Source organism: Cloacibacillus sp. (genome assembly GCA_036655895.1).
Taxonomy (GTDB): domain Bacteria; phylum Synergistota; class Synergistia; order Synergistales; family Synergistaceae; genus JAVVPF01.
Window position 1 is genome coordinate 1 of the sequence record JAVVPF010000024.1, and the last position, 22,991, is coordinate 22,991.

General features: G+C 52.6%; 21 protein-coding genes and 2 riboswitches. Of the genes, 9 read left to right on the plus strand and 12 right to left on the minus strand.

The features are described from left to right. Both RRY12_08570 and RRY12_08575 read right to left on the minus strand, forming a co-directional pair. The coding region (locus RRY12_08570; GenBank protein ID MEG2184716.1) for a hypothetical protein at window positions 1–455 on the minus strand (455 nt) is incomplete at its 3' end. Between the two features lie 12 nt (window positions 456–467). Next, complete coding sequence (locus RRY12_08575; GenBank protein MEG2184717.1) at window positions 468–1,181, minus strand: DUF5058 family protein; 714 nt, start codon at window positions 1,179–1,181, stop codon at window positions 468–470. 386 nt (window positions 1,182–1,567) lie between these two features. On the opposite strand from RRY12_08575, the gene RRY12_08580 reads away from it, so the two are divergent. Then, a complete protein-coding gene (locus RRY12_08580) occupies window positions 1,568–3,187 on the plus strand; it encodes a PucR family transcriptional regulator ligand-binding domain-containing protein (protein ID MEG2184718.1) in 1,620 nt (539 codons plus the stop codon). A gap of 89 nt (window positions 3,188–3,276) precedes the next feature. On the opposite strand, the gene RRY12_08585 is transcribed toward RRY12_08580, so the two are convergent. The 5 genes from RRY12_08585 to RRY12_08605 all read right to left on the minus strand — a co-directional run bounded on the left by RRY12_08585 (window position 3,277) and on the right by RRY12_08605 (window position 7,839). Beyond that, complete coding sequence (locus tag RRY12_08585; GenBank protein MEG2184719.1) at window positions 3,277–4,563, minus strand: adenylosuccinate synthase; 1,287 nt, start codon at window positions 4,561–4,563, stop codon at window positions 3,277–3,279. Window positions 4,564–4,671: 108 nt separating this feature from the next. Then, on the minus strand, window positions 4,672–4,911 hold the full coding sequence (locus RRY12_08590) for a GIY-YIG nuclease family protein (protein ID MEG2184720.1): 240 nt from the start codon (window positions 4,909–4,911) through the stop codon (window positions 4,672–4,674). Next, window positions 4,908–5,240 carry a hypothetical protein gene (locus RRY12_08595; protein MEG2184721.1) on the minus strand — a complete coding sequence of 111 codons (333 nt, stop codon included), beginning with the start codon at window positions 5,238–5,240 and terminating at the stop codon, window positions 4,908–4,910. Before RRY12_08595 ends, RRY12_08590 begins: the two co-directional genes overlap by 4 nt. Window positions 5,241–5,310: 70 nt before the next feature. After that, window positions 5,311–7,137 (minus strand): glutamine--fructose-6-phosphate transaminase (isomerizing), encoded by a 1,827-nt coding sequence (gene glmS, locus RRY12_08600; GenBank protein MEG2184722.1) that lies wholly within the window; start codon window positions 7,135–7,137, stop codon window positions 5,311–5,313. A gap of 141 nt (window positions 7,138–7,278) precedes the next feature. After that, window positions 7,279–7,839, minus strand: coding sequence for a helix-turn-helix domain-containing protein (locus tag RRY12_08605; protein ID MEG2184723.1), 561 nt, complete (start codon window positions 7,837–7,839; stop codon window positions 7,279–7,281). A 193-nt stretch (window positions 7,840–8,032) separates the two neighbouring features. Here RRY12_08605 and RRY12_08610 point away from each other — a divergent pair, with 193 nt between their 5' ends. From RRY12_08610 to RRY12_08625, 4 genes are all read left to right on the plus strand, one after another. Further along, window positions 8,033–8,761: an SDR family oxidoreductase gene (locus tag RRY12_08610; GenBank protein ID MEG2184724.1), complete on the plus strand. Its 729-nt coding sequence runs from the start codon at window positions 8,033–8,035 to the stop codon at window positions 8,759–8,761. 114 nt (window positions 8,762–8,875) lie between these two features. Next, the gene (locus tag RRY12_08615; protein ID MEG2184725.1) at window positions 8,876–9,592 is read left to right on the plus strand and encodes an acetoacetate decarboxylase family protein; all 717 of its coding nucleotides are present in this window, start codon (window positions 8,876–8,878) and stop codon (window positions 9,590–9,592) included. A gap of 223 nt (window positions 9,593–9,815) precedes the next feature. Then, on the plus strand, window positions 9,816–11,279 hold the full coding sequence (locus RRY12_08620) for a sodium/proline symporter (protein MEG2184726.1): 1,464 nt from the start codon (window positions 9,816–9,818) through the stop codon (window positions 11,277–11,279). A 104-nt stretch (window positions 11,280–11,383) separates the two neighbouring features. Then, window positions 11,384–12,124, plus strand: a complete 741-nt coding sequence (locus RRY12_08625; protein MEG2184727.1) for an acetoacetate decarboxylase family protein — start codon at window positions 11,384–11,386, stop codon at window positions 12,122–12,124. Window positions 12,125–12,332: 208 nt separating this feature from the next. Here RRY12_08625 and RRY12_08630 read toward each other — a convergent pair whose 3' ends face one another. The 4 genes from RRY12_08630 to RRY12_08645 form a co-directional block, all read right to left on the minus strand. Further along, entirely contained in the window at window positions 12,333–13,355 is a 1,023-nt protein-coding gene (locus tag RRY12_08630) for an ATP-binding cassette domain-containing protein (GenBank protein ID MEG2184728.1), read from the minus strand. Between the two features lie 73 nt (window positions 13,356–13,428). Next, entirely contained in the window at window positions 13,429–14,277 is an 849-nt protein-coding gene (locus RRY12_08635) for a substrate-binding domain-containing protein (GenBank protein MEG2184729.1), read from the minus strand. 22 nt (window positions 14,278–14,299) lie between these two features. Next, complete coding sequence (locus tag RRY12_08640; GenBank protein MEG2184730.1) at window positions 14,300–14,995, minus strand: ABC transporter permease; 696 nt, start codon at window positions 14,993–14,995, stop codon at window positions 14,300–14,302. A 67-nt stretch (window positions 14,996–15,062) separates the two neighbouring features. Further along, window positions 15,063–15,914 carry a substrate-binding domain-containing protein gene (locus RRY12_08645; protein MEG2184731.1) on the minus strand — a complete coding sequence of 284 codons (852 nt, stop codon included), beginning with the start codon at window positions 15,912–15,914 and terminating at the stop codon, window positions 15,063–15,065. Between the two features lie 76 nt (window positions 15,915–15,990). Next, a riboswitch (molybdenum cofactor riboswitch) is annotated at window positions 15,991–16,109 on the minus strand. Between the two features lie 193 nt (window positions 16,110–16,302). Beyond that, a riboswitch (molybdenum cofactor riboswitch) is annotated at window positions 16,303–16,418 on the minus strand. Between the two features lie 218 nt (window positions 16,419–16,636). Between RRY12_08645 and trkA the strand changes: the two genes are divergently transcribed. From trkA to RRY12_08660, 3 genes are all read left to right on the plus strand, one after another. Continuing rightward, window positions 16,637–18,010 (plus strand): Trk system potassium transporter TrkA, encoded by a 1,374-nt coding sequence (trkA, locus tag RRY12_08650; GenBank protein ID MEG2184732.1) that lies wholly within the window; start codon window positions 16,637–16,639, stop codon window positions 18,008–18,010. Beyond that, window positions 18,007–19,458, plus strand: coding sequence for a potassium transporter TrkG (locus tag RRY12_08655; GenBank protein MEG2184733.1), 1,452 nt, complete (start codon window positions 18,007–18,009; stop codon window positions 19,456–19,458). The genes trkA and RRY12_08655 overlap by 4 nt, the downstream gene beginning before the upstream one ends. Before the next feature lie 174 nt (window positions 19,459–19,632). Further along, on the plus strand, window positions 19,633–21,348 hold the full coding sequence (locus RRY12_08660) for an adenosylcobalamin-dependent ribonucleoside-diphosphate reductase (protein ID MEG2184734.1): 1,716 nt from the start codon (window positions 19,633–19,635) through the stop codon (window positions 21,346–21,348). Between the two features lie 172 nt (window positions 21,349–21,520). On the opposite strand, the gene RRY12_08665 is transcribed toward RRY12_08660, so the two are convergent. Next, a complete protein-coding gene (locus RRY12_08665) occupies window positions 21,521–22,726 on the minus strand; it encodes a hypothetical protein (protein MEG2184735.1) in 1,206 nt (401 codons plus the stop codon). Window positions 22,727–22,789: 63 nt separating this feature from the next. On the opposite strand from RRY12_08665, the gene RRY12_08670 reads away from it, so the two are divergent. Further along, complete coding sequence (locus RRY12_08670) at window positions 22,790–22,981, plus strand: hypothetical protein (GenBank protein ID MEG2184736.1); 192 nt, start codon at window positions 22,790–22,792, stop codon at window positions 22,979–22,981. Window positions 22,982–22,991 lie beyond the last annotated feature (10 nt).

Below are 22,991 nucleotides of genomic sequence, written 5' to 3' on the forward strand. Positions count from 1 at the left end.
AACTCGGGAAGAATGGCCACGACCGCGGCTCCGACCATCGCGGCAAGCGTCGTGAAGACGAGGTTTGTGATTATCGAGCCGCAGATGGCCATAGTAGAAGCAACCTCGGCCTGCAGCGAACCGGTTTCGCTCTCCGTCGCCTCAAGCGCCATCGCAGCTACTGGCACGCGCATGTTTCCGATGTTGCCGGAAAGGAAGCTCAGATAGGTCCCCGACATCCCAAGCGCCGCGTAATAGGAGACTGGCTCCACAAAGTAGAAGGCGCCGAAGGAGACGGCTACCATCCCCCACGCCGTCAGCACCACGTCGAGCGGGGGCCAGCAGTCATAGGTGGAGCAAAGCCACAGCACCGGTATAAAAGCGAGGACGGCGGCGAGAAGGTTCGTCGGAGCGCCGATGCGCACGCAGTTGCGTTTCCACTCGGACATTAATTTTGCGTTTGAATTTACAGACATGATAAGCTCCTCCTACTTTCCGGCCATTATGTCAAAGACTATTGAGCAGAACATCCCGATGAGCATCGCGATGCCCAGAGAATATTCAAGTATCTTCGGGCACTTGGGCACGACGCACTTGGCAAGGAAGACCATGCAGAGAGCGCCTGAGATTGCAGCCACCGCGTTGCCGGCTCCCCTTATTATCTGAGTGTCGTTGAGATAGCCGAAGATACCGAGCGAGCAGGCGCCGGAAAGAGCGATCAGCCACTTAGCGTCTCCGCCGCTCATTTTTTCGCGCAGCTTTTCAAGCGAGGGAGTAAAGAGGCCCGTAAAGACAAGCCAGCCGGCTCCGTTGAGCGCCATAGCAAACCACGAGACCGCCATCGCCGTAAGAGTGTAGCCCGCGCCTCCCAGCTGAACGCCGTAGGCCTCGGCTCCGTAGGTGGCCGCCGTAAGTTCCGTAGGCGCCGCGCCGATGATTGAAAGTCTGAGCCACGCCATCGGGCCGCCGATCGCCGCCATAAGCCCCACCATTACAATGAAGACGCCCATCGCGGGGCCGACCGCGGATATGAGTCCTATCCGAAAGGCCTTGCTCGTCACCTCAGGCGAAATGTCCGCCGCCTTTGCCGTCTTCTGCGCCATCTTCATAAAAAAGAGAGCCTGCAGAAGCGCCACTATGACGGTAAAGCCGCACAGAAGCCACACCGTACCGGAGTTTGCTATTTTGAGATAATCTGCCATAAGAACCACCTTCGATAGATTGGATTTGCCGGTCATCCGGCACCTGATATGGTATCACCTATCAATCCGTTAATATCCATTCATTATGAACATAAAAATAAGCCTCTCATTATACGATGAGACCAACAAACCAGCCTGTGATACATCAAAACCACAAAAACTACCGCTCGCCGGTACAAATGCAGCATTAAAAATGAGAAGGCAGAGGCGAAAAATCCATGCACACCTAAAAACGGCCCGTTATCATTATACGAGCCGCACAATACATCGGCGCCAAAAGATGCTGGACCCGCTATTTAAGCCTCAACATACAAAAGCATCGGCCGAAGTTTGTTATGATGGTATATAATAAGCGATATACATACCTTTTAAGGGGAGATTCATCTATGACGGTAGAAGAAGTATTGGCGCTTCCAAATCTATCACGGTTAAAAATATTAGCTGGAAAAACTGGCATACACAGGCGCGTCTCCTCCGTCACGGTGGTCGATACGCCGGACGGCGCAACATGGATAAAGGGCAACGAGTTTGTCATAACGACGGCCTTCGCAGTAAAGGACGACGCCTCGCAGATAACGGCGCTCGTGCGGCAGCTGGCGGCAAGCGACGCCTCCGCGCTCGGCATCAAGACGGAGCGCTTCATAAAAAATATTCCCGCGGAGGCACTGGCCGCGGCAGACGAACTGAACTTCCCGCTTATTACGATACCGGATGAATACGCCTTCCGCGACATCATAAACCCCGTGCTTTCGCTGGTCGTCAACAGGCAGTCGCAGCTTCTCTTACAGGCGGACAAGATACACCACGATTTTATGGAAATGGCGGTCAACAACAACAGCGTGCCGGAGATATTATCTACGCTCAAAGCGCTGCTGAACCAAAGCACGATGTTCATAGACATACATTTCAAACAGTTCTATTATTCCGACTATGACAACGGGATGACGCGCCAGTTCACCGGACTCTCCGTTGACGAATTCAAGCCCGATTTGTTCCCTCAGTACAGATGCCACGTCGTAGCAAACAAGAGCCAGAAGTTCGGCTATCTTCTCACGGAGAACGAAAATACGGGCGATATGGATAAAAACATAATCCAGACAGCCATCGACTACGCAAGCGTCGTTCTCATCCTGCGCACGCAGACGCGCATATCCACGCGTCACATAGAAGAAAAATATCGCGACGCCTTCATCGAAGACATCCTCACCAACAACGTCAAGACGGAAAACGAAATACACAACAGAGCGCGGCTCTACGGGTGGGATTTTTCAAGCGGCGGCATGGCCATAGTGATAGACATCAACAACATCAAGAAGTATTACATCAAGAGCCTGGACCCGAAGACCAACGAACGCCTGAAAGAGATCACGGCGCGCATCTTCGACGCCTCCATCTATCACATGCTCAACATCTTTCCAGAGGCGAAGTATTACAAGCAGAGCGACCTCATCGTCTTCATCGTCTCGCAGGAGAACTACGACGAGGGACTGATGCACCGCCAGCTTGAACGCACCTTCAATACGATAAGGGACAGGATAGCGGACACAGTATCTTTTACCATAACGATGGGCGTAGGAGACTACGAGCGCAACATAAAAGAGATCCACAAGAGCTACTCTCAGGCGAGGACCGCGATAAACCTTGGCTATCAGCTTGAGATGTTCGACTGCATTCTGTTTTACAAAAAAATGGACATCTACCGGCTGCTGGCTACGACGATAAACACGGATGAGTTCAAAAGCTTCCAGTCCCGTTATATCACGCCGCTTCTTGAATACGACAACAAATGCCACGCGTCGCTAATGACGACGCTGCAGGCCGTCATAAAGAGCGGCTGGAATTTAAAGAGCGCAAGCGAGGCGCTCTTCGTACACTACAACTCCGTCAAATACCGCTTCACAAAAATCTCCGAAGTGCTTGGCGTAGACCTGCGCAGCCACGAGGAACGGCTCGCCGTGGAGATAGCTCTAAAAATGCACATGATAAGCAACCACCAGTGGATGTAGCCGCGTGCATACAAGACGGCGCATCGGCCCGACATTTATCACTCGGGCCGATGCGTCGTCTTATTATTTTTGATTTTGCCGCGTGCGCTCTAGATGCCTCTTTCGATGGTGTCTTCGCGCCCTACGCCAACTCCTATAAGCAGCACCGGAGTCTTTGAGCGTTCCTCTATAAACTTCACGTAATCCTGCGCCGCCTGAGGCAGTTCCTCAAAGGCGCGGCACTTTGAGATGTCGCTCTTCCAGCCCGGCAGAGTTTCGTATATCGGCTTTGCCTTCGCAAGCTCCGTACAGCTGCTTGGGAAATGCCGCTGCACTCTGCCCTCTATTTCGTAGGCTGTGCATAGCTTTATCTCGTCAAAATCGTCAAGCACGTCGAGCTTTGTCAGCGCTATCCCGTCCAGGCCGTTGACCTTCACGGCGTAGTCCACCGCGACCAGGTCGCACCAGCCGCAGCGGCGCGGACGCCCTGTCGTTGCGCCGAACTCTCCGCCTTTTTTGCGCAGCTCTTCACCAAGCGCGCCCGTATCTTCCGTCGGGAAGGGGCCTTCGCCGACGCGCGTGCAGTAGGCCTTAGTGACGCCGATCACACGGTCGATGCGCGACGGGCCGATACCTGCGCCGGTGCAGGCGCCGCCCGCGCAGGGGCTGGAGCTTGTTACAAACGGATAGGTGCCGTGGTCTATGTCAAGCAGCGTCGCCTGCGCGCCCTCAAAGAGGACGTTTTCTCCCGAAGCGAGCGTCTTGTCTATTTCAAGGAAGGCGTCGCCAAGCATAGGCTCGATGCGCTTTCCCCACGCAAGCGCCGCTTCGTATATCTCGTCAAAGGAAAGCGCAGGCTCTCCGTATATTTTCGTAAGTATCTCGTTTTTTATGGCAAGAGTGCGCGTCAGCTTGTCGCGCAGCACCTCGGGGTTTACGAGATCCTCCGCGCGGATGCCTATACGCTCATATTTATCGGCGTAGCACGGGCCTATGCCTCGCCCCGTAGTGCCTATCTTCGTGCCTTCGGAGCGCGCGCCCTCGGCCAGCTTGTCTATCAGTTTATGATAGGGCATCACTATGTGCGTTGCGTGGCTGACGACGAGGCGCGCCAGTTTTTTGCCGCGCGCGGTAAGCCCGTCCAGCTCTTCAAAGAGCGTTTCCGGGTCCATCACAACGCCGTTGCCGATTATGCAGCTTTTTCCGGGATAGAGGATTCCAGACGGCAGGAGATGGAATACATATTTCTCATTCTCCACGACCACCGTATGTCCGGCGTTCGCGCCGCCCTGATAACGGACGACCGCGCCCGACTTCGCCGCAAGCACGTCGACTACGCGTCCTTTGCCTTCGTCCCCCCACTGTACTCCCAAAACTACATCTGTGCGACCTTTCATTGCAATGCACCTCATTTTCCTTAACTTGACTATTAACGTCAAAACCTAAGTATTGTAACCATCATTGTGGATATTATCAAGTGTTCCATATAAAATTTTTTGCATATTTTACTTAATCAAAGCAAGTTTAGCCGCCTTCGACAGTTTTTTTATCGCCATCTCGCGGCTCATCGCCTCTTCCTTCGTCTCGTAGCGCTCGTAATGCCAGAGGCGCACCGGCAGCCGCCCCCTTGTGTATTTAGCGCCGCGCCCCGCGTTGTGGTCGCGCAGCCTTTTTTCAATGTCGTTCGTCCAGCCGGTGTAGAGCGTGCCGTCCGAACAAAGCAGGATATAGGTGTAGGCCGTCAAAGCGAGTAAGTCCCCGGCGCGTTTTTGTCAAAATTCTCAAACTTGGGCGCGCCGAACGAAAAATCAAAGAGGCCGGAGAGCAGATCTTCTATGCCGTCGGCGCTGAAGCTCCATGAGAAGTCCGAGTCCGAAAAGAGCCAGTAGACCAGCCCAGTGAAGGCCGAAAAACGGGCGAGGATGCCAACCGCCGTTTCCCCGCGAAAATGTTCCGCTGCGCTTTCGTAAATATACCCAAAACGTTCGCCTAAGCCGGCGCTCGCCCGCGTGGGAGCAAAGGCCGCAAGCGCTACGACAAGCAAAATCAGCGCAGTAATTTTTTTCCAATCCATATTTTTCACCGCCGCTCAAAAAGAATGGCGGGCGGAAAGCTGCCCGCCCGCCTCATATTCGTTCTGTTATTTATTCCACCGTTACGCTCTTTGCGAGGTTTCGCGGCATGTCGATGTCGCAGCCGCGCTGCCTTGCAATATAGTAGGCGAAAAGCTGGAGCGGCACCACCGCAATAAACGGGAAAAGTTCCGGCTCCGTCTCGGGCGTGAAGATGACGTGCTTCGTATAGTGTCCTATCTCCGTATCGCCCTCCGTGGCCACCGCGATTATCGGCGATTTGCGCGCCATAGACTCCTCGATGTTGGAGACGGTCTTCTCCCAAAGCACACCCTTAGGCACAAGCGCCACAACTGGCAGCTCCTTGTCAAGCAGCGCTATCGGGCCGTGCTTCATCTCGCCCGCTGGGTAGGCTTCGGCGTGGAGATACGAGATCTCCTTCAGCTTAAGCGCGCCCTCAAGCGCGGGCGGGTAGGCGAGTCCGCGCCCTATGAAGAAAAATCCGCGTGCGTCCGCGAAATCGCGCGCAAGCGCCTCTATATCCTTCTCATGCGAGAGCATCGTAGCAAGCTTGCCGGGGATGTCCATCAGCTCCGCTATCAGGCGCTTTTCCGTATCGCGCGCAAGCACTCCGCGCAGCTTCGCAAGGTAAAGGCCAAGCAGCGTCAGCACCGTTATCTGCGCCATAAAGGTCTTTGTAGCGGCCACCCCTATCTCAGGCCCGGCGGGCGTCACAAGAGCGTCGCCGACCTCGCGGTGGATCGTAGAGCCGCGCACGTTCGTGATGACGAGGCACTTCGCCCCGCGCGACTTCGCGATACGCGCCGCGTGCAGCGTGTCCGCGGTCTCCCCAGACTGTGAGACAAAGACGGCAAGAGTGTCCGGCCCCACGGGGATGTTCCTATATCTGTACTCGGAGGCCACCTCGGTGCGTATCTCAAAATCGCCGAAGGTCTCCATGATGTGCTGAGCTACTATAGTTGCGTAATGCGAGGTGCCGCAGGCGATGAAATGTATCTTTTTTATCTTGCCGGCCACATCCGCGCTCCAGTCAAGCTCGCGGCTCAAATCCACCTCGTCGCCGGCGACGCGGCCAAGCAGCGAATGTGCGACGACCTCGGGCTGTTCGTGTATCTCCTTCAGCATGAAGTGCGCATACGCGCCGCGGCTCGTCATAGCTGCGTCCCAGTCGAGGTGCATCGAGGGCTTCTCATGCGCAGCGCCGGTAAAGTCAAAGAACTTGCAGCCGTCTTTTGTTATCTGGGCCATCTCGTCATCGTCCATGAACCAGACGTCGCGCGTGTACTCAAGCAGCGCCGTCGGGTCGGAGGCGCAGAAGCCCTCTCCGTCGGCGTGCCCGACGACGAGCGGCGAACCCTTGCGCGCAACCCATATCTCGCCCGGCCTGTCGTGGAACATTATGACGAGCGCAAAAGCGCCGCGCAGCCTCTTCGTCAGCTTCACAAGCGCCTCCTTCGGCTCACCGTTATAGATGAAGCCAAGGTACTGCACCGCGGACTCCGTGTCCGTCTCCGTGTGGAACTTTATGCCGTGGGCCTCTAGGTCCGCGCGGATCTCGCGCGCGTTCTCAATGATGCCGTTGTGAACGAGCACGACGCGTTCGTCGCTTGAGACGTGCGGGTGCGCGTTGTTCTCCGTAACGCCGCCGTGAGTGGCCCAGCGGGTATGTCCGATGCCGATGTCGCCGGAAAAGCCGACCTCCGCCACCTTCTCCGCAAGCTTCGAGACGCGCCCCACAGTGCGCAGCTCCGATATTTTATTGCCCTTTATTACAGCGATGCCGGCTGAGTCATAGCCGCGATATTCATGCTTCGCAAGGCCGTCGAGAATAACCTTGGCAGTCTCCCGTTCGCCTATATATCCCATAATTCCACACATAATCGAACAACCATCCTTTCATGGCTCAATACTTCTATTCTACATTATTTTCACAGGAATCACACGGGAAGTGGCGGAAAAAAATCAACGCTTTATTAATTTTAAATTATTCCCTACATCATTAGAAACATACGACCATTGTCATTTGGTATCTTCTAAATATGCGTGAGGAGGAGTACAAAAACCTACAATTTCAGTATCAGAGTTCGTTGGATTAGCTAGCCTAAAAGGGTTAGCCGAGTCATAGTAGATGCTGTCGCCTTCGTATAAAACATAAACATTCCCGTTATACTGAAACTCTAGTGTTCCTTTCAATACTAAGATGCACTCCTCGCCAGGGTGCGTCATATAATACCCTTCGGGATCGTTATAATTAGGGGCCAACTTCATTATCACTGCTTCCATCTTTTTACTATTTAAATTATTCTGAAGTAATTCGTAAATCAAAGGAGAACCCTTTCTGCCTATTTTCCTTCTTTCGTCTTTTCTGACAACAATATCATCTATTGGTTCTGAATCAAAAAAGTACACAAGCAAAACTTTATAATAAGACGCCAAACGCCTCAGCACGGAAATAGAGGGCTCTACTTTTCCAGTTTCTATCTGGCTTAAGTATCCTTGCGATAACTCTGTGGCATCCGCCACTTCTTTCAAGGTCACATTATTTAATTTTCTCAATTTTTTCAATCTGTTTCCTAACAAAACCCATCCCTCATTTATATATGCAATGAATAATATCTTACTCCTTACATTGTATCATTTCAACGCTGGCCTTAAATCATTCTATAATATTTTTTCTCATAAATATTCATAGCAAATTTAAAAAAATATTTGACATTATTAAAATTATATCTATAATATTACTAACAGCAAAGATTAGGAGGTTTAAGAAAATATGAAAGATAAAATTTGTTTTATTACAGGTGCTGACGGCGCCATTGGACGCGCTATGACTACTGAATTCATAGCTGCTGGGATGAAAGTCATCGCCACAGATTTATCCTTTAAAAAACGCAACACAGAACTTTCTAGCGTTACATACTATAATTTAGATGTTACTAAATATATTGATATACAAAAATTATTTACTACAATAAACGACAACACGTGCATTGATGTACTGGTAAATTGCGCGGGTATTCTTAGAAGCAAACCTTTTGAACATTTAACGGTTCAAGAATGGAATCAAACGTTATCCGTTAATTTGTCGGGAACGTTTTATACATCTCAAGCTGCTTATCAGCTAATGCAACACAATAACAACGGCGTAATTATAAACATTGCTTCTGATGCTGGCGAAATTGGGTCCACCATGTCTTCTGCTGACTATGCCGCCTCTAAGGCTGGAGTCATTGCTCTTACAAAATGCATAGCCAGAGAAGGAGCAAGGTATGGCATCAGAGCAAATTGCATTGCCCCTGGATTTATTGAATCAGAAATGCTTGATAAATTTAAAACATACTGGGGTGTAGAAAAGCTAAACCAAACAGTAAATGAAATTCCGCTCAAACGAATGGGAAAACCGGAAGAGGTAGCAAAACTTGCCGTATATTTAGCCTCGGATGCCGCAAGTTATATTACAGGAGCTACCCTAGATTTAAACGGAGGATCCTGTATGAACTAACTTCACACAAAACCAACTAATTAATAACGTGCAAAAAGAAAGGAGGATCGTACCACTTATTAATTGGAGAGTGTCATATAGACAAAACATATGAATATGAAGGGAGTCTTAAAAATGTTTCATGGTCGTAGTTTCACAATGCCAGATGCAGCACCGCTCTATTCAGGAGTTCCTATTAACTATAAGGGGTTTCGCAAGTTAAGTGTGTTGTGTAAAGCAGACCCTGCTGGTATACGTAAGACTTTGCCAGCTGTCTTCACACCTTTAGGGGATGTAATTGAAGTGTTTTTGATGAATGTTGTAAATGTTGATGGACTGGATCCCTACATGGAAGGTGGCATCGTAATTCCGTGTAAATATGAGGAGACGATAGGCGCTCACGTTGTTTATGAGTATGTTACGGACGACGATTCAATGGCAGCTGGTCGTGAAATTTGGGGATATCCTAAGAAGTTGTCAACCATGACTTTTGTGGAAGATGGTGATAAAGTAAGCAGCACACTTTGTCGTAGGAATACCATGCTTATTGGTATTGATTTTGAAAAAAAACCTAATGCTTCTGATTACGAGCGTCCGATAATGCAACCACGCCTACAACTCAAACGTTTCGTACGGGCGGATGGTTCTGGGTTCGATATGGACCAAATTATTTGTAATACACTTACCGATTCCATTGTCCATGAAAGGTATCTAGGCAACGCTAAAGTTACTCTGAATGGGACGAAGCAGGATCCATTGAATTGGCTAATGCCACTAGAGGTTATAGGAGCCGAGTTCATTGTTGCTGACTTTGTTCTGGGCTATGGTACCGTATTGAAAGAAAAATACTAAACTATTACACACAGGCTGGGTGTCCTAGCTAAAACATGTCAACGCTCAGCCTAAATAATATAAACAAGGGGGTTAAGATAATGCAATCCGAATTTCAAGTACCTTTTATTGTCACATTTATGTTTATCATTTTTCCTCTCTTCTCCTTTTGTAGTATTTGTTTTTATTATCGGTGGGCCATAAAGAGGGAAAATGAAATTATATATGAAAGAAGGGATGAGAAATGAACTTAACCGTTGTAGTTGCTGTTGTTTATCTTCTATCAATATTCATTGTAGGCATAGTATCTTCAAAATTTTTCACAAAATCTGAAGAAGGTTTCTACCTAGGAGATAGAGGTTTTGGCCCCATCGCGACCGCAATTAGTGCTGGGGCAACAGATACAAGCGGTTGGATCTTTATTGGTGCTGTTGGTTTTTCCTATGCTTACGGCATATCCACCATGTGGATGTGTGTAGGGTATACTGTTGGCTATTTCTTCAACTATATTTTCCTAGCACCGCCATTGAGGCGCTATACCCATCGTACTGGCACAATGTCCATACCACACTTCTTTGAAGTGCGCTATAAAAAATATGGAAGATTACTACGTGCAGTATCAGCAATAATGATTAGTACTTTCTTTGTAATATATACAGGAGCGCAGTTAACCAGTGCTGGGAAAGCTTTTGAAGCATTAATTGAATGGAATTACTCCACTGCGATTCTTATAGCTGCCTTTTTTGGAACTTTCTACGCTTTTTTTGGTGGTTATAAGGCGGTCGTTTGGACAGATGTTCTCCAAGGCTGCATTATGATGGCTGTGCTGTGGATCTTCCCAGTTTATCTTATCGTTAAACTTGGCGGATGGAGTTCATTTTGGCAGCAGGTTTACGCTATTGATCCAATTCTTCTTTCTGCAACAGGTGGCATTAAAGGTTATGCTGGTTTTGCCTTTGCTTTTGGACTATTTGCAGGAGGGTTAGGAGAACCAGGACAACCCCAGATACTTCAAAGATTCATTTCTGCAAAAGACGATAAAACTATAATTGCATCTTCCATCATTGCGGTATTTTGGGTTTTGACGGTACAGGGTGGTAGTTCTCTGATAGGTTTGATATGCAGGGTGATGTCCCCAGCGTTACAAGATCCCGAGTACGCGTTTCCGATATTAATAAGAGAAATAATGCATCCAGCAATAGCCGGAATAGTTCTTGCTGCTATTTTCTCCGCAATACTTTCCACTGTTGACTCGTTAATCATGGTAGTTTCACAAACAGTGCATTTGGATTTAATAGAGGGGTGCATGGAAAAGAAATTGTCCCAGCATGGGGTTGTATGGATAGGTCGTATTGTAATCTTATTAGTTGGGCTCGGCGGAACGATAATAGCATTAAGTAATATCAGAATGGTATTTTGGTTCGTTCTTTACTCTTGGGCGGTTATGGGAGCATCCTTCGCACCACCAATTATTTTAGGGTTATATTGGAAAAGAATAACAGCAAGCGGCGCCTTATCTGGAATCGTTATCGGAGCAATTGTAACCGTTATTTGGTACAATGTGCCAATATTAAAAAACAGTATATATGAATTGGTTCCTGCCATGGTAGCCTCATTCATTGTAACAGTAGTTGTAAGTTACTGTACGGCAAAACCAGAAGATGGAGACAGGCAAGTTAATTTAGCACAGAAGGCTAGTGACGCCTAATAGAATTTCCTTAACCGGTATAGATGCTCGTGTTCGTTAGACATCTATACCGGCATATTATTTATTCTAGTCAGGCTTGAAATTCTCGATAGGAGGCAGTGATTATGAACTTTAAAATTGAGAATGGTATCAATAATCCAATTCAGGCACCTCTCATTCCTACCCATGTAGTACCTTATTCCAACCCTAATAGTAGAACTGTATATGCAATTTGTGAGGTTCCAGAGAATATTGTCAAAAAGCATCTTGCCCCAACACCCTTTGAGTATGTCAGCAACAAATGTATGATCTACGTAAATGATTTCAGCGAAAGTAAAGAACTTCCGTATATGGACGCTGCTATTTTATTTGAGATTCGGTACAAAAATATATTAGGCGCCTTCTACATGTATGAATGGGAAGATAATGATGTAGCCATTGCAACTGGTCGTATGTGGGGATATCCTAAAAAATATGCAGATATCCGTCTTGAAAAACACGGGGATATAATACATGGGACAGCTATGCGCAAGAATACAATCTTAATAGACATTTCAGCCAACCTATCTCAACGCAAAGATACTGTTGCTAAACCTAGAACATTTCCTCATCTTAATTTATTAACGATAGCTAACCCAAATGGTCAATCTATATTAATGCAAAAAGTTACGCTTAGAGATAATTCATCCACTTGTAAAATAGTGTCCGATATTTCCTGCAATGTTAGCATCTCTGTAAAAAGTTCAGATAACGACCCGATGGGGGATTTCGTTCCGTTAAAAACATTGGGAGGGGGCTTTTGTATTACTGACTTTAAAGCTACTACAGAAAACGGATGGGCCCAAATCATAGACACTATTATTTAATATGCCTCGCATTCAGTATGATGAGGTGGTCTGCAAATTTTTAAAATTTTTCACGCAGAAACCACCTCTTAACATGTTCATCCCCCATGACAATCGTATAAATTGTAACACTGGTGGTTACAGCTTCATTGTTATAATTACTTATAATTTAATTATCTAAAATAATCTTTAATAAAATAATTAAAACAAGTAGCGAGCCATTGTGCGTTTACACCCAACGCAGCGCGGCGTATGGGAAGGTTAGGTAGACTTCGGCGGAGGGCACGATGGACATGGCCTCGGCGGCGGTTGGGGTGAGGCGCGCTCTTATTATGGCGTCTCCTGCCGCCGCGGTAAGCAGCACCGCGCCAGACGCCCGTTCGTAGGTCATTTGGAGCACGCGGCCGCGTATTATGTTTGCACAGTCCGCCTGCTGCGGGCATTCTGACGATATGGCGACGTCGGCTGCGTTGAGCATTGCGGCGGAGGGAGCCCCCGCTGCCGGAGGATAGGCGAAGATAGCGGGGCCGCCGCCCAGCTCGCGCATCATGTAGCCGCCGTCGAGCCGCCAGCCTCCCGAAAATAGGTTGTCCGCGCCTCCTGAGACGACTTTGCCCATGTAGAGGTTCACTATGTCGCCGGAACTTTCGTAGAGCCAGTTTATGTCGTGCGTGGCAATGACGACCGAGGAGCCGAAGTTTTTCACGGCGCTTCGGGCCGCCTCCATTACGAGCTGCGCACTTGCCTCGTCAACGCTTGCGGTGGGTTCGTCAAGCAGCAGCACGCGCGGGCGCAGAGCGAGGCGAGAGGCGAGCGCGACACGCTGGGCTTCGCCGCCGGAGAGGCGAAACCACGGGCGGCGCGCGAATTTATCTGGCGCAAGGCCTACCTGTTCAAGGCTTTCGTTTACGCGGCGCGCTATATCTTTTTTTTCTCCGCGCAGTTTTAGGCCGTAGGCTATGTTTTCGTATACTGAACGGTTTAACAGGTACGGGGTTTGCAGCAGGTATGTCACCTGTCTGCGTATTTCGTTTTCACGCCCCGAGGCCGGTTCGCCGTCGAATGTTATTGAACCGGAGTATGGTATTAAGAATGATAGAACTTTGAGCAGCGTGGATTTGCCGCTGCCGTTTGGCCCGATGAGGCCTGTGACTCCGGAGCTTTTTATTTTCAGCTCCAAGATGTCCAGGTTCAGCGGCCCTTTGTCGTAGCGTTGTTTTAGGTCTTTTATCTCATAAAGGTATGAGGCCATAGTTTTTCACAGTTCCTTTTATGTAATGGGGCGGCGCGTCGGCCGCCCCTTCGGATCATTGGTTTATCTGCGGTTATTTGGGGTGATTTTTGTTCCACTGTTCGGAGTTCGGGAAGAAGAGTGGCTGGCCGTACTGTTTTACTTTGAAGTCTTTGATTATTGTCTGAGCTTCGTCGCCCTCAAGCCACTGAACGAATTTCACAACGTCCGCGTTGTTGACCTTCGGGAATTTTTTCGGGCTCACTTCGATGGCGGCGATAAGGTTGAGCAGGATGGGGTCGCCCGCAACGAGCGGCACTATCTGGATGGCCTTCTGCTTTGTGAGGTAGGTGGCCCTGTCCATGACGGTGTAGGCGTTCCTGCGGTTCGCAAATTCTGTGGCGGGGCCGTTGCCTAAGGCGCCAAGCGAGTAGACGGTGTACCATTCGTCTTTTTCGCCGTCAGGGGTGACGCCGGCGGCGCGCCATACGTTCATTTCAGCTACGTGCGTGCCGGACATGTCGCCGCGGCTGACGAAGGGAGCCTTTGCCGCCGCTATTTTTTTAAGCGCGTCCGCTGCGGACTTCATTCCCTTGACGCCTGCCGGGTCGCTTTTGGGGCCTAGGATTACGAAGTCGTTGTACATGACGTCGCGGCGGTTCTGGCCGTAGCCCTCTTTGATGAACTGGTCTTCAAGGGCGCGTGCGTGGACTACTACCATGTCGAAGTTGCCCGTCTTTGCCTTGTTGAGCGTGGCGCCTGTGCCGGCCTTTTCTATCACGAAGTCGGTGCCGGTCTTTGCCTTGTAGGTCTCGGCAAGGAGCGGGATGATGCCGGCGTCTACGGGGCCGATCGTGCTTGAGAGCTTGATCGTCCCGGCAAAGGCGGGAGCCGCCGCTGCGCAGATAAGAAACGCCGCTGTTGCTATGATAAAGTTTTTCATAGAGATATCCACCATTCTTAGTTTAGTTTTGCGTCCTGCGGCGCAGGAACGAGAGAGAGATGTTCAGAAGAAGCGATATGAGTATGAGGATGACGCCCAGGGCAATGCCGAGCGCAAAGTCTCCTTTGCCGGTCTCGAGCGTTATCGCAGTTGTTATGGTGCGCGTGTGCCATTTGATGTTGCCGCCCAGCATCATGGCGGAGCCTACTTCGCCTATTATGCGCCCGAAGGCGGTGAGTGCGGCGACCAGCACGAGGTAGCGCGCCTCCCAGAGGCTGGTGAGCGCAAGTTTCGCGCCGGAGGCGCCAAGCGTCATTAGCGTGAGGCGCAGCCTGCTGTCAAGGCCCTCTATGGCGGTCGCAGTGTAGGCGATGACGATCGGAGTTCCCAGAATGACCTGGCCTATGGCCATGCCGCTTACAGAAAAGAGCAGGTCCCATTCGCCGAGAGGGCCGCGCCGCGAGATGAAGGCATATACGAGAAGGCCTATGACGACGGTGGGAAGGGCAAGAAGCGTGTCTACGACGGTGCGTATGACGCGCTTTCCGGGGAAGTCGAAATACCCAAGAAGAAACCCCAGCGGCAGCCCGACGAGAAGTATACCCGCCATCGAAACGCCTGTAAGCCGCAGCGTCGTCAGCAGGATGTTCATCGTCTCTTCGTCCATGGCGAAGAGCATTTTAAAGGCCTGTATAAAGCCGTCGGCTATAAAATCCATAAGGTCCCCCCCGAAAAGTCGTTTTTAAAGGCGCCGCGTTCTGTTTCGCGCGGCGCCTTTGTAATGCTTAGTGGCCGGAGCGAATTTCGGCGGTCGGGAAGAAGAGCTGTTTTCCAGAGACCTTGAAGTTCGCTATGTCCTTCTGCACCTTTGAAGAGGTGATCCAGTCGATATATTTGAGCGCGAGGTCGTACTTGGCGTTTGCGTGCTTCAGCGGGCTGACGGCCATTACGCTGTATCTGTTGAGCAGATCGGCGTCGCCTTCGCAGATGATGACGAGGCCCGGCTTGCCTTTGAGCGTGTCCTGATACTTGATGAAGGTGCCGCGGTCTGTGAGCGCGTAGCCTTTGCGTTCTTCGGCGATGTTGAGCGTCTTGAGCATTCCCTGCCCCGTCTGCACATACCATTTCGCCTTGTCGAAGTCCTTGACTCCGCCCTTTTTCAGAAGAGCGAGCTCCGCTGAGTGAGTGCCGGATTTGTCGGCGCGGGAGACGAGAGGCTGCCCCTTTGCCGCTATCGTGGCCATCGCCTTTGTGACAGGCATGCCCTTGACGCCGGCAGGATCGTTTGCGGGGCCTACAAGCACGAAGTCGTTGTACATGACGTTGCGGCGGTTGGCGCCCGCGCCGTCTGCCATGAACTTGTCTTCAGCCGCCGGGTCGTGCGTAAGGACTACGTCTACGTCGCCGTTGCGGCCGTATTCAAGCGCTTTGCCTGTGCCTACGGAGACCCACTGGATCTCGATTCCCGTGTCCTTAAGAAGGATGGGGGCCAGATAGTCCAGAAGGCCTGTGTTGTCGGTGCTGGTGGTGGTGGCCATCCTGAGCACCGGCGCCTTGGCCGTCGCAAGCGAGCCGAAGGCCAGCATACAGACGACGAGCATGAGTGCGATTATGGAACTTTTTTTGTTGATACGCATGGGTGATAAACCCTCCTCGTGAGATTTGCGCCGCAATATCATGATCTCCCGATGAGAAAAGGAAAAACTAAAAAAAGGAATAATGATCCAGTCCCTTTTCCGCAGCGGGAGACGGTTCCGTTTCCAGAACCGCCCTAACGACCGCCGTCCGTAGCGCAAGCTTTAGGAGAGGCGGTTTCAGGGACGTATGCCTGAGCATACGCATTAAAAAGCGGCATAACTATACCGTTTCGTATTCTACACATTTAGCAGGGCTTTTTCAATAGCTTGAAGCATAAGAAGGCAAAGGCGTTGGGGGCGCCCTTGCCGTGGAGAGAAATTGTATGCTAGATTTCTTTGATAGAATAAAAAAGAGCCGCCTCTTTGACAGAGTACGGCCTTTTGGAAGTTAAGTCAGCCGTTCTCCTTTCCAAAGGGAGGCTGTTTCGTTTCCAAAACAACCCTGTCGGCCCGCATGCCGTGGAGATATTCTTTAGGCATTCAGGCTCGGAGAACTATATTATTTTATCAACGGCTTTATCCTACAATGAAGGGCAAAATTTTTCAAGTATTTTGAGCGGTTTTCGGCACTAAAATTTACGCGGCGGTTTTTGAAAAAACAGACGGCGAAGCCGCCCTCGCGCCCGTAAAAACACTCGGAGCACTTGAAAATTTTACAAACTATCGTAATATACGTATCAGTTTCATGTCAAACATTCTTCCTACAAAGGATGGAGATAGATTTGCATATCGTACTTCTCGGGGCGGGCGAAGTCGGCTACACGGTGGCCAAGAACCTCTCCGCTGACGGACACAACATCATTATCGTCGAGGAAAATGAGGAACACGCGGCCCGCGCGGAGGAATCGCTCGATGTAATGGTGGTGCGCGGCAACGGCGCGCGTCCCAGCGTCCTTGCGCGCGCTGGGGTAAAAGAGGGCGGCCAGGGCGCCGACCTGCTTATCGCCTGCACAAACAAAGACGAAGTGAACCTCATGGCCTGCTGGATAGCAAAGCGCATGGGTGTGCCGCACGTCATAGCGCGCGCGGTGGGGCTGGAATTTACGGACAATGAGAGCTGGGCGAAGGATCTGGGCATCGACATGCTCATCTCCCCCGAACGCACCGTGGCGCGCGAGATAGAAGAGCTGCTTGAGGTGCGCGCCGCCATCCACGCAAGCGAGATAGCAGGCGGGCGCGCCGGCATATATCTCTTCCGCATAGCGCCAGATTCTCCGCTTGCGGGGCTGCCGCTGCTTGAGATACGCCGGCTCTACCCAAAGATGGTCATGCTGGTCGTCTGCATCATGCGCGGCGACCGCTCTTTCGTGCCAAAGGCGCAGGAGGTGCTGGAGCCGGGAGATCTCTGCTACACGATGTGCTACCGTTCGCAGGTATTTGAGATAGAGGGGCTCTTCCAGCCCGCGAAATCAAAAAAGTTAAAGCGCGTCTTCATAGTAGGCGCCGGAAAGGTGGGCTACCAGACGGCGGCCCGCCTCATATCGCACATCCGCGGCGTCGAGGTGCGCCTCGTTGACGAGGACCGCGCGAAATGCGAACGGCTGGCGAACGAACTGCCGGACGCTATGGTACTCTGCGGCAACGGCGCGGACGCGGAGTTTTTAAAGGCCGAGGGCATTTCAAGCGCCGACGGCTACGTGGCGGCGACCGACCACGACGAGACGAACCTTATGCTCGCCGTGCTTGCGAAGTCGCTTGGCGTCTCAAAGAGCATCGCGGTGGTGCGGCGCCCGCATTATCTTGGCATGACGGCGCACATCCCGGTGGACGCCATCGTCAACCGCAATCAGACGCTTGCGGACGTCATAACGCGCAACGTGCGCTACCCCGGCTCGTCGCGCGTGCTTACGATACTCGACGAAATAAGCGCGGAGGCTGTGGAACAGACTCTCGCAGAAAACTCGCCCGCCATAGGCAAAACGCTCGCGGAGCTCAGTATGCCTGCGGGTTCGCTCATAGGGCTGCTTGAACGCGGCGGCGAGCTGTTCATCCCAACCGGCGTCACCCGTCTTGAAAGCGGCGACAAGGTGGTGCTTTTCGGCACGGCCGCCGTCATGTCAGAGGCGATGCGCCCCTTCGGGGAGGAGAAAATTTGAAGATAGGCATCGTCTCAAAATTTCTTTCATTAATAATAATCACGATAACCGGCTCCATGATATTCCCGCTTGGCTGGGCCGTAATGGACGGCTCCTCCGACGTGCGCGCCTTTTTGCTCTCAGGCGTCACAGGCGCTTTGTTTGCCGCGCTGCTCTACGCCGCGGGCAGAAATTCCAAGGCCGAGGACATGGGCCCGCGCGAAGCGATAGCGGGAGTTGCCTTTGCCTGGGTGGCCGCCTCGCTCCAAGGCGCGATGCCCTACATGCTTGGCGGCTACATCCCAAATCTGACGGACGCCTACTTTGAGGCGATGTCGGGCTTCACGACGACAGGCGCCACCATCATCCGCGAAATTGAAAAATGCCCGCGCGGCATCCTTATGTGGCGCGCGCAGACGCAGTGGCTCGGAGGCATGGGCATCGTCGTGCTCGTAATAGCGATGCTGCCGCTCTTTGGCGTGAACATGACGCAGCTCTTTAAGGCTGAAAGTCCCGGCCCCGTGCTTGAAAAGGTAAGTCCGCGCATCACGGACATGGCGATGATGCTCTGGAAGGTCTACATGGGGCTGACGGCGGCCGGCGTGCTTATGATGATGGCGGGCGGCGCTTCTTTATACGACTCGATAGCGCACGTCTTCGCCGCCGTATCTACCGGCGGCTTCTCAACGCACACGGACAGCGTCGCCTTCTTCCGCTCGACCTACATAGACTATGTGCTCACCCTCGTCATGTTCCTGTCGGGCGCGAACTTCAACCTGCATCTGCTGGCGCTGCGGGGGCGCACACTTTCACCGTATAAAGACCCGGAATTTAAATTTTACACAGGCGTCGTGCTGCTTTCCACCGCGATGATCTGCGCCGCCGTTATGGAGGCGGGAATCTTCACTACCGTATGGGAGGCGCTGCGCTACGCGTCGTTCCAGGTGGTTAGCGTCATCACGACGACCGGCTTCGTCACCGACGACTACGCGCTGTGGCCCGCCTTCACGCAGATGCTGCTGCTTTCGCTGATGGCGGTAGGCGGCTGCGCCGGCTCCACCGCAGGCGCAATAAAATGCGTGCGTTTTCAGGTCGTGCTCAAAGAAACCGGCGTTGAACTGCGCCAGATGATCCACCCCAACGCAGTGCTCTGCATCAAACAGGGCAAAAAAATCGTAAGCAAAAACATGGTCACCTCAGCCGCCTGTTTCATCGTGCTCTATATCCTTATATGGGCCGTCTCGTCGCTTGCCGTGAGCCTCATGGGCAACGACATCGTGACCTCGATAAGCGCAGTCGCCGCGACGTTGGGCAACGTCGGCCCCGGCCTCGGCACGGTAGGCCCGATATATAATTTCGCGGACCAGTGCGCCGCGGCAAAATGGATATACACATTCGACATGCTCTGCGGACGTCTTGAACTTTATACGGTAATGGTGCTCTTTACAAGGGACATCTGGAAGAGATAGAATTTTATTCACATAGTTAAACACACCATCGCTAGCGTTTGGTGCATAAGATGTCAATATATGTAGTGTGCTGGCCCTTTTAAATCTGGAAATTTATGATATTATAAGGATATTGCGAAGGCAAAAGATGAAATTATTCTTAATATATCTATACATTTATGGAGGGTCTGTCCCATGTTAATAAAGCCGGCGTTCAGCCAGTCAGCCAAAGAAATCCTGCGTGACCGCTACCTGTGGCGCGACGAAAACCGCAATCCGGTGGAAAAACCGGAAGAGATGCTGGTGCGAGTCGCCAAAAGCGTGGCCGCCGCCGAGGCTACCGTGCCGATGCAGTACAAATGGGCCGATGAATTTTACGAAGTGATGGCGAAGCTGCTCTTTCTGCCAAACAGCCCCACTTTGATGAACGCGGGACGCCCCTCGCCGCACGGACAGCTTGCCGCCTGCTTCGTCATCGGCATTGAAGATTCAATGGAAAGCATCTGCGAAGCGCTCCGCAAACAGATGCTCATCCACAAAAGCGGCGGCGGCACCGGTTTCAACTTCTCAAAGCTGCGCAGCGAGGGCGCGAAGGTCAACAGCACCAACGGCCGCGCCTCAGGCCCCGTCTCGTTCATGGGACTGTTCGACAAGGCGACGGAGACCGTCCAGCAGGGCGGGATGCGCCGCGGCGCGAACATGGGGATACTGAACATTGACCACCCCGACATCAGAAGCTTCATCCACTGCAAAGATAAAGACGGCACCATCGCCAACTTCAACATCTCCGTGGGCGTTTTTGACGGCTTCATGGAAAAGGCGACGGCCGACCCCAAGGGCGAAGAGGCGGCGCTGCTTGCAGAAATAGCGGACACGGCGTGGCGCACGGGCGACCCCGGCATCATCTTCCTTGACGCGATAAACCGCGGCAACACGACGCCTGAGCTTGGCGAGCTTACCAGCACAAATCCATGCGGCGAGTCCCCGCTCTACCCGAACGAGGCCTGCAACCTCGGTTCGATAAACATCTCAAAGATGGTAAAAGACGGCGCGTTCGACTTCGAGACGCTGCGCGAGGTGACGGCGACTGCTACCCGCTTCCTCGACGACGTTATCGACGTCAACTGCTACCCGCTGCCTGAAATAGCGGAGGCTGTGAAGCTGACGCGCAAGATAGGCCTTGGCGTGATGGGCTGGGCGGATCTGCTCTTCCGTCTGCGCATAGCCTACGACAGCGCGGAGGCCTGCACTCTGGCGGCCGACATAATGCGCGAGATACAGGAAACGGCGACCGCCGTCTCCGTAGAGCTGGGCAAAGAAAAGGGCGTCCCCGCGACGCTTGCGCACCTCGGACGCCGCAACGCGACGCTCACCTGCATCGCGCCCACCGGAACGATCGCGCTGCTTGCCGGCTGTTCGTCCGGCATAGAGCCGCTCTTTGCGCTGGAACACACGCGCGTCCGCACGCAGACGGACGGCACGAAGGTAATAATGAAACAGGTCAACCGCTGGTACGAAGAGGCGATAAAGGCCGAAATGCCGGAAGACGAGATAAAACGCGTCTTCGTCACCTCTCACGACGTAAGCCCCGCGGGCCACGTCCGCACTCAGGGCGTATTTCAGCGCTACACTGACCTCGCCGTCTCAAAGACGGTGAACCTGCGCCACGAATGCGGCGTAAAAGAGGTCCTCGACGCCTACACGCTCGCATGGAAAGAGGGCTGCAAAGGCATCACGGTCTACCGCGACGGCTCCAAGTCAAGCCAGGTGCTGTACAGAAAAGAGGACGAAAAGGCCGCTGAAGAGACTGGCTGCACAGAAAAAGAAAAAATAGCAGTCCCAGTGATGGCCGCGGCCTCAATGGCTGGCGCAAGGCCAAAATTCGTGCTGAAGAGAAAAAATCTGGACTAGGCCGCGGCCGGAAAAGAATTTTTTCGTACAGCGCGACATAAAACGACGACATAACAAAGCGATAAAGACCGACCGGCGCAAAGGGCAGACCCAAGCGCCGGTCGTTTTATTTTTCGTTATCAGCTCTCCGTTATCCGCTCTTTGCTCACGAAAAAAACGGCGCGTGGCTCCCCTACCGCTCCTCCTTCGCAAAATAGGCAGCGACCTTCTCCGCAATGCGCCCGGCGGCGCCTCTTTCTAAGTTCAGCGCGCCGTAGGCCTCGGTGATGGCGCGCCTTTTTTCCGGCGACTCCATGAGCGGCGCAATATAGGTGCAGGCGCTTTCGGGCGTCATCAGCTCGCGCCTCTCCGGCAGCAGAAAGGCGCCCGCGATGCGGTTTGGCAGAGAGACATATTTTTCACGCGCGTTCACCATCATGACGAGGCGCTTTTTGACGCCGCCCATGACGCGCGACCGGTGCGGGAAGATGCCAGCCAGCCCGTCGAGCGGGATGTTCTGCGCCTCGTTGAGCGGCGCCACCATCAGAAGCGGCACTGAAAGCGCCGCTATTTGCAGATTGTTTGTGCCCGGAAGAGCCACGGCAAGCGACGAGGCGGCGATGGCCTCGTACTGCCCGCTGCGCACGAGCGGCACCGAATAGTTTTCATCTATGACGACGGCCTCGGGACGCTCGCCGCCCGTCCACGAAAGGCCGTTTGCCGCAAGCCCGCGGCAAAGCACGGCGTCGTCCACCGTAGGCGCAACCGGCATCACCGCCTGCCACTGCGGAAAGCGGCGCCGCAGCAGGCGTGCGCATTCGCAGAAGAAGCCGCAGCCCAGCTCGTATTCAAACGGGCGGCTGCCCGGCATGAAGGTTATTATATGTTCGGCCTGGAGGCCCCACCGCGCGCGCAGATGGCCCGCGTCAAGCGCGCCCCTCTCCGGCACGCTGTCCAGTATGAGGTTGCCTACGACGCTGCGCCGCGCCTCGGGCACGCGCGCTTTGTCAAAACGCGCCCGCGCCGTCTGGTCGGGGATAAAATAATGCGTCACGCGGCCTTTGAACTTTGGGCGCGCCGTGTATATCATCCAAGGCGCCTTCATGCGCGCGGAGAGCGCAAAACCATACATAGGGTCGCCTCCAAGCTGAAGGATGAGCCGGCCCTCCTTTTGCGCGGCGCGCCCGCAGCCCGAAAAGGCCTCGCGAAAGCTCATCGAACGGCGCACGCCCGGCAGCTCCTGCGCGCACCGTCCCTCCATGCCGCTGGCATAGGGGCAGGGCAGCGTCACCACAGTCGCCGAGATGCCCCCGCCGCTTGCTGCAAGCGCTCTTGCCACCGGCCCGAGCCACCCCGCCACCTCGCCCGGCGAGTTTGAAAGTACAAATAAATCGTTCATAAAGTCACTCCGATACGCCTCTTTGACATGGTATAATTATAAGCTGAATGGGGGATTCTGCGAATGTTTATTCCTCTTGAGGGCGAAAATACAGTATGTCTTGAAAATGTCGTCGCAATATACAGAGAAGGCTGCGAAACGGTCATCCTCAAGCGCGGCGGAAAAGAGATAAAAAGTTCCTTCACACCGCCTGTGCTTGCAAAAAAAGCACGCGCCTTCACGGAGGCGGCCCTTTATAAAAGAAAACAGGCATAAGTCAGACGAA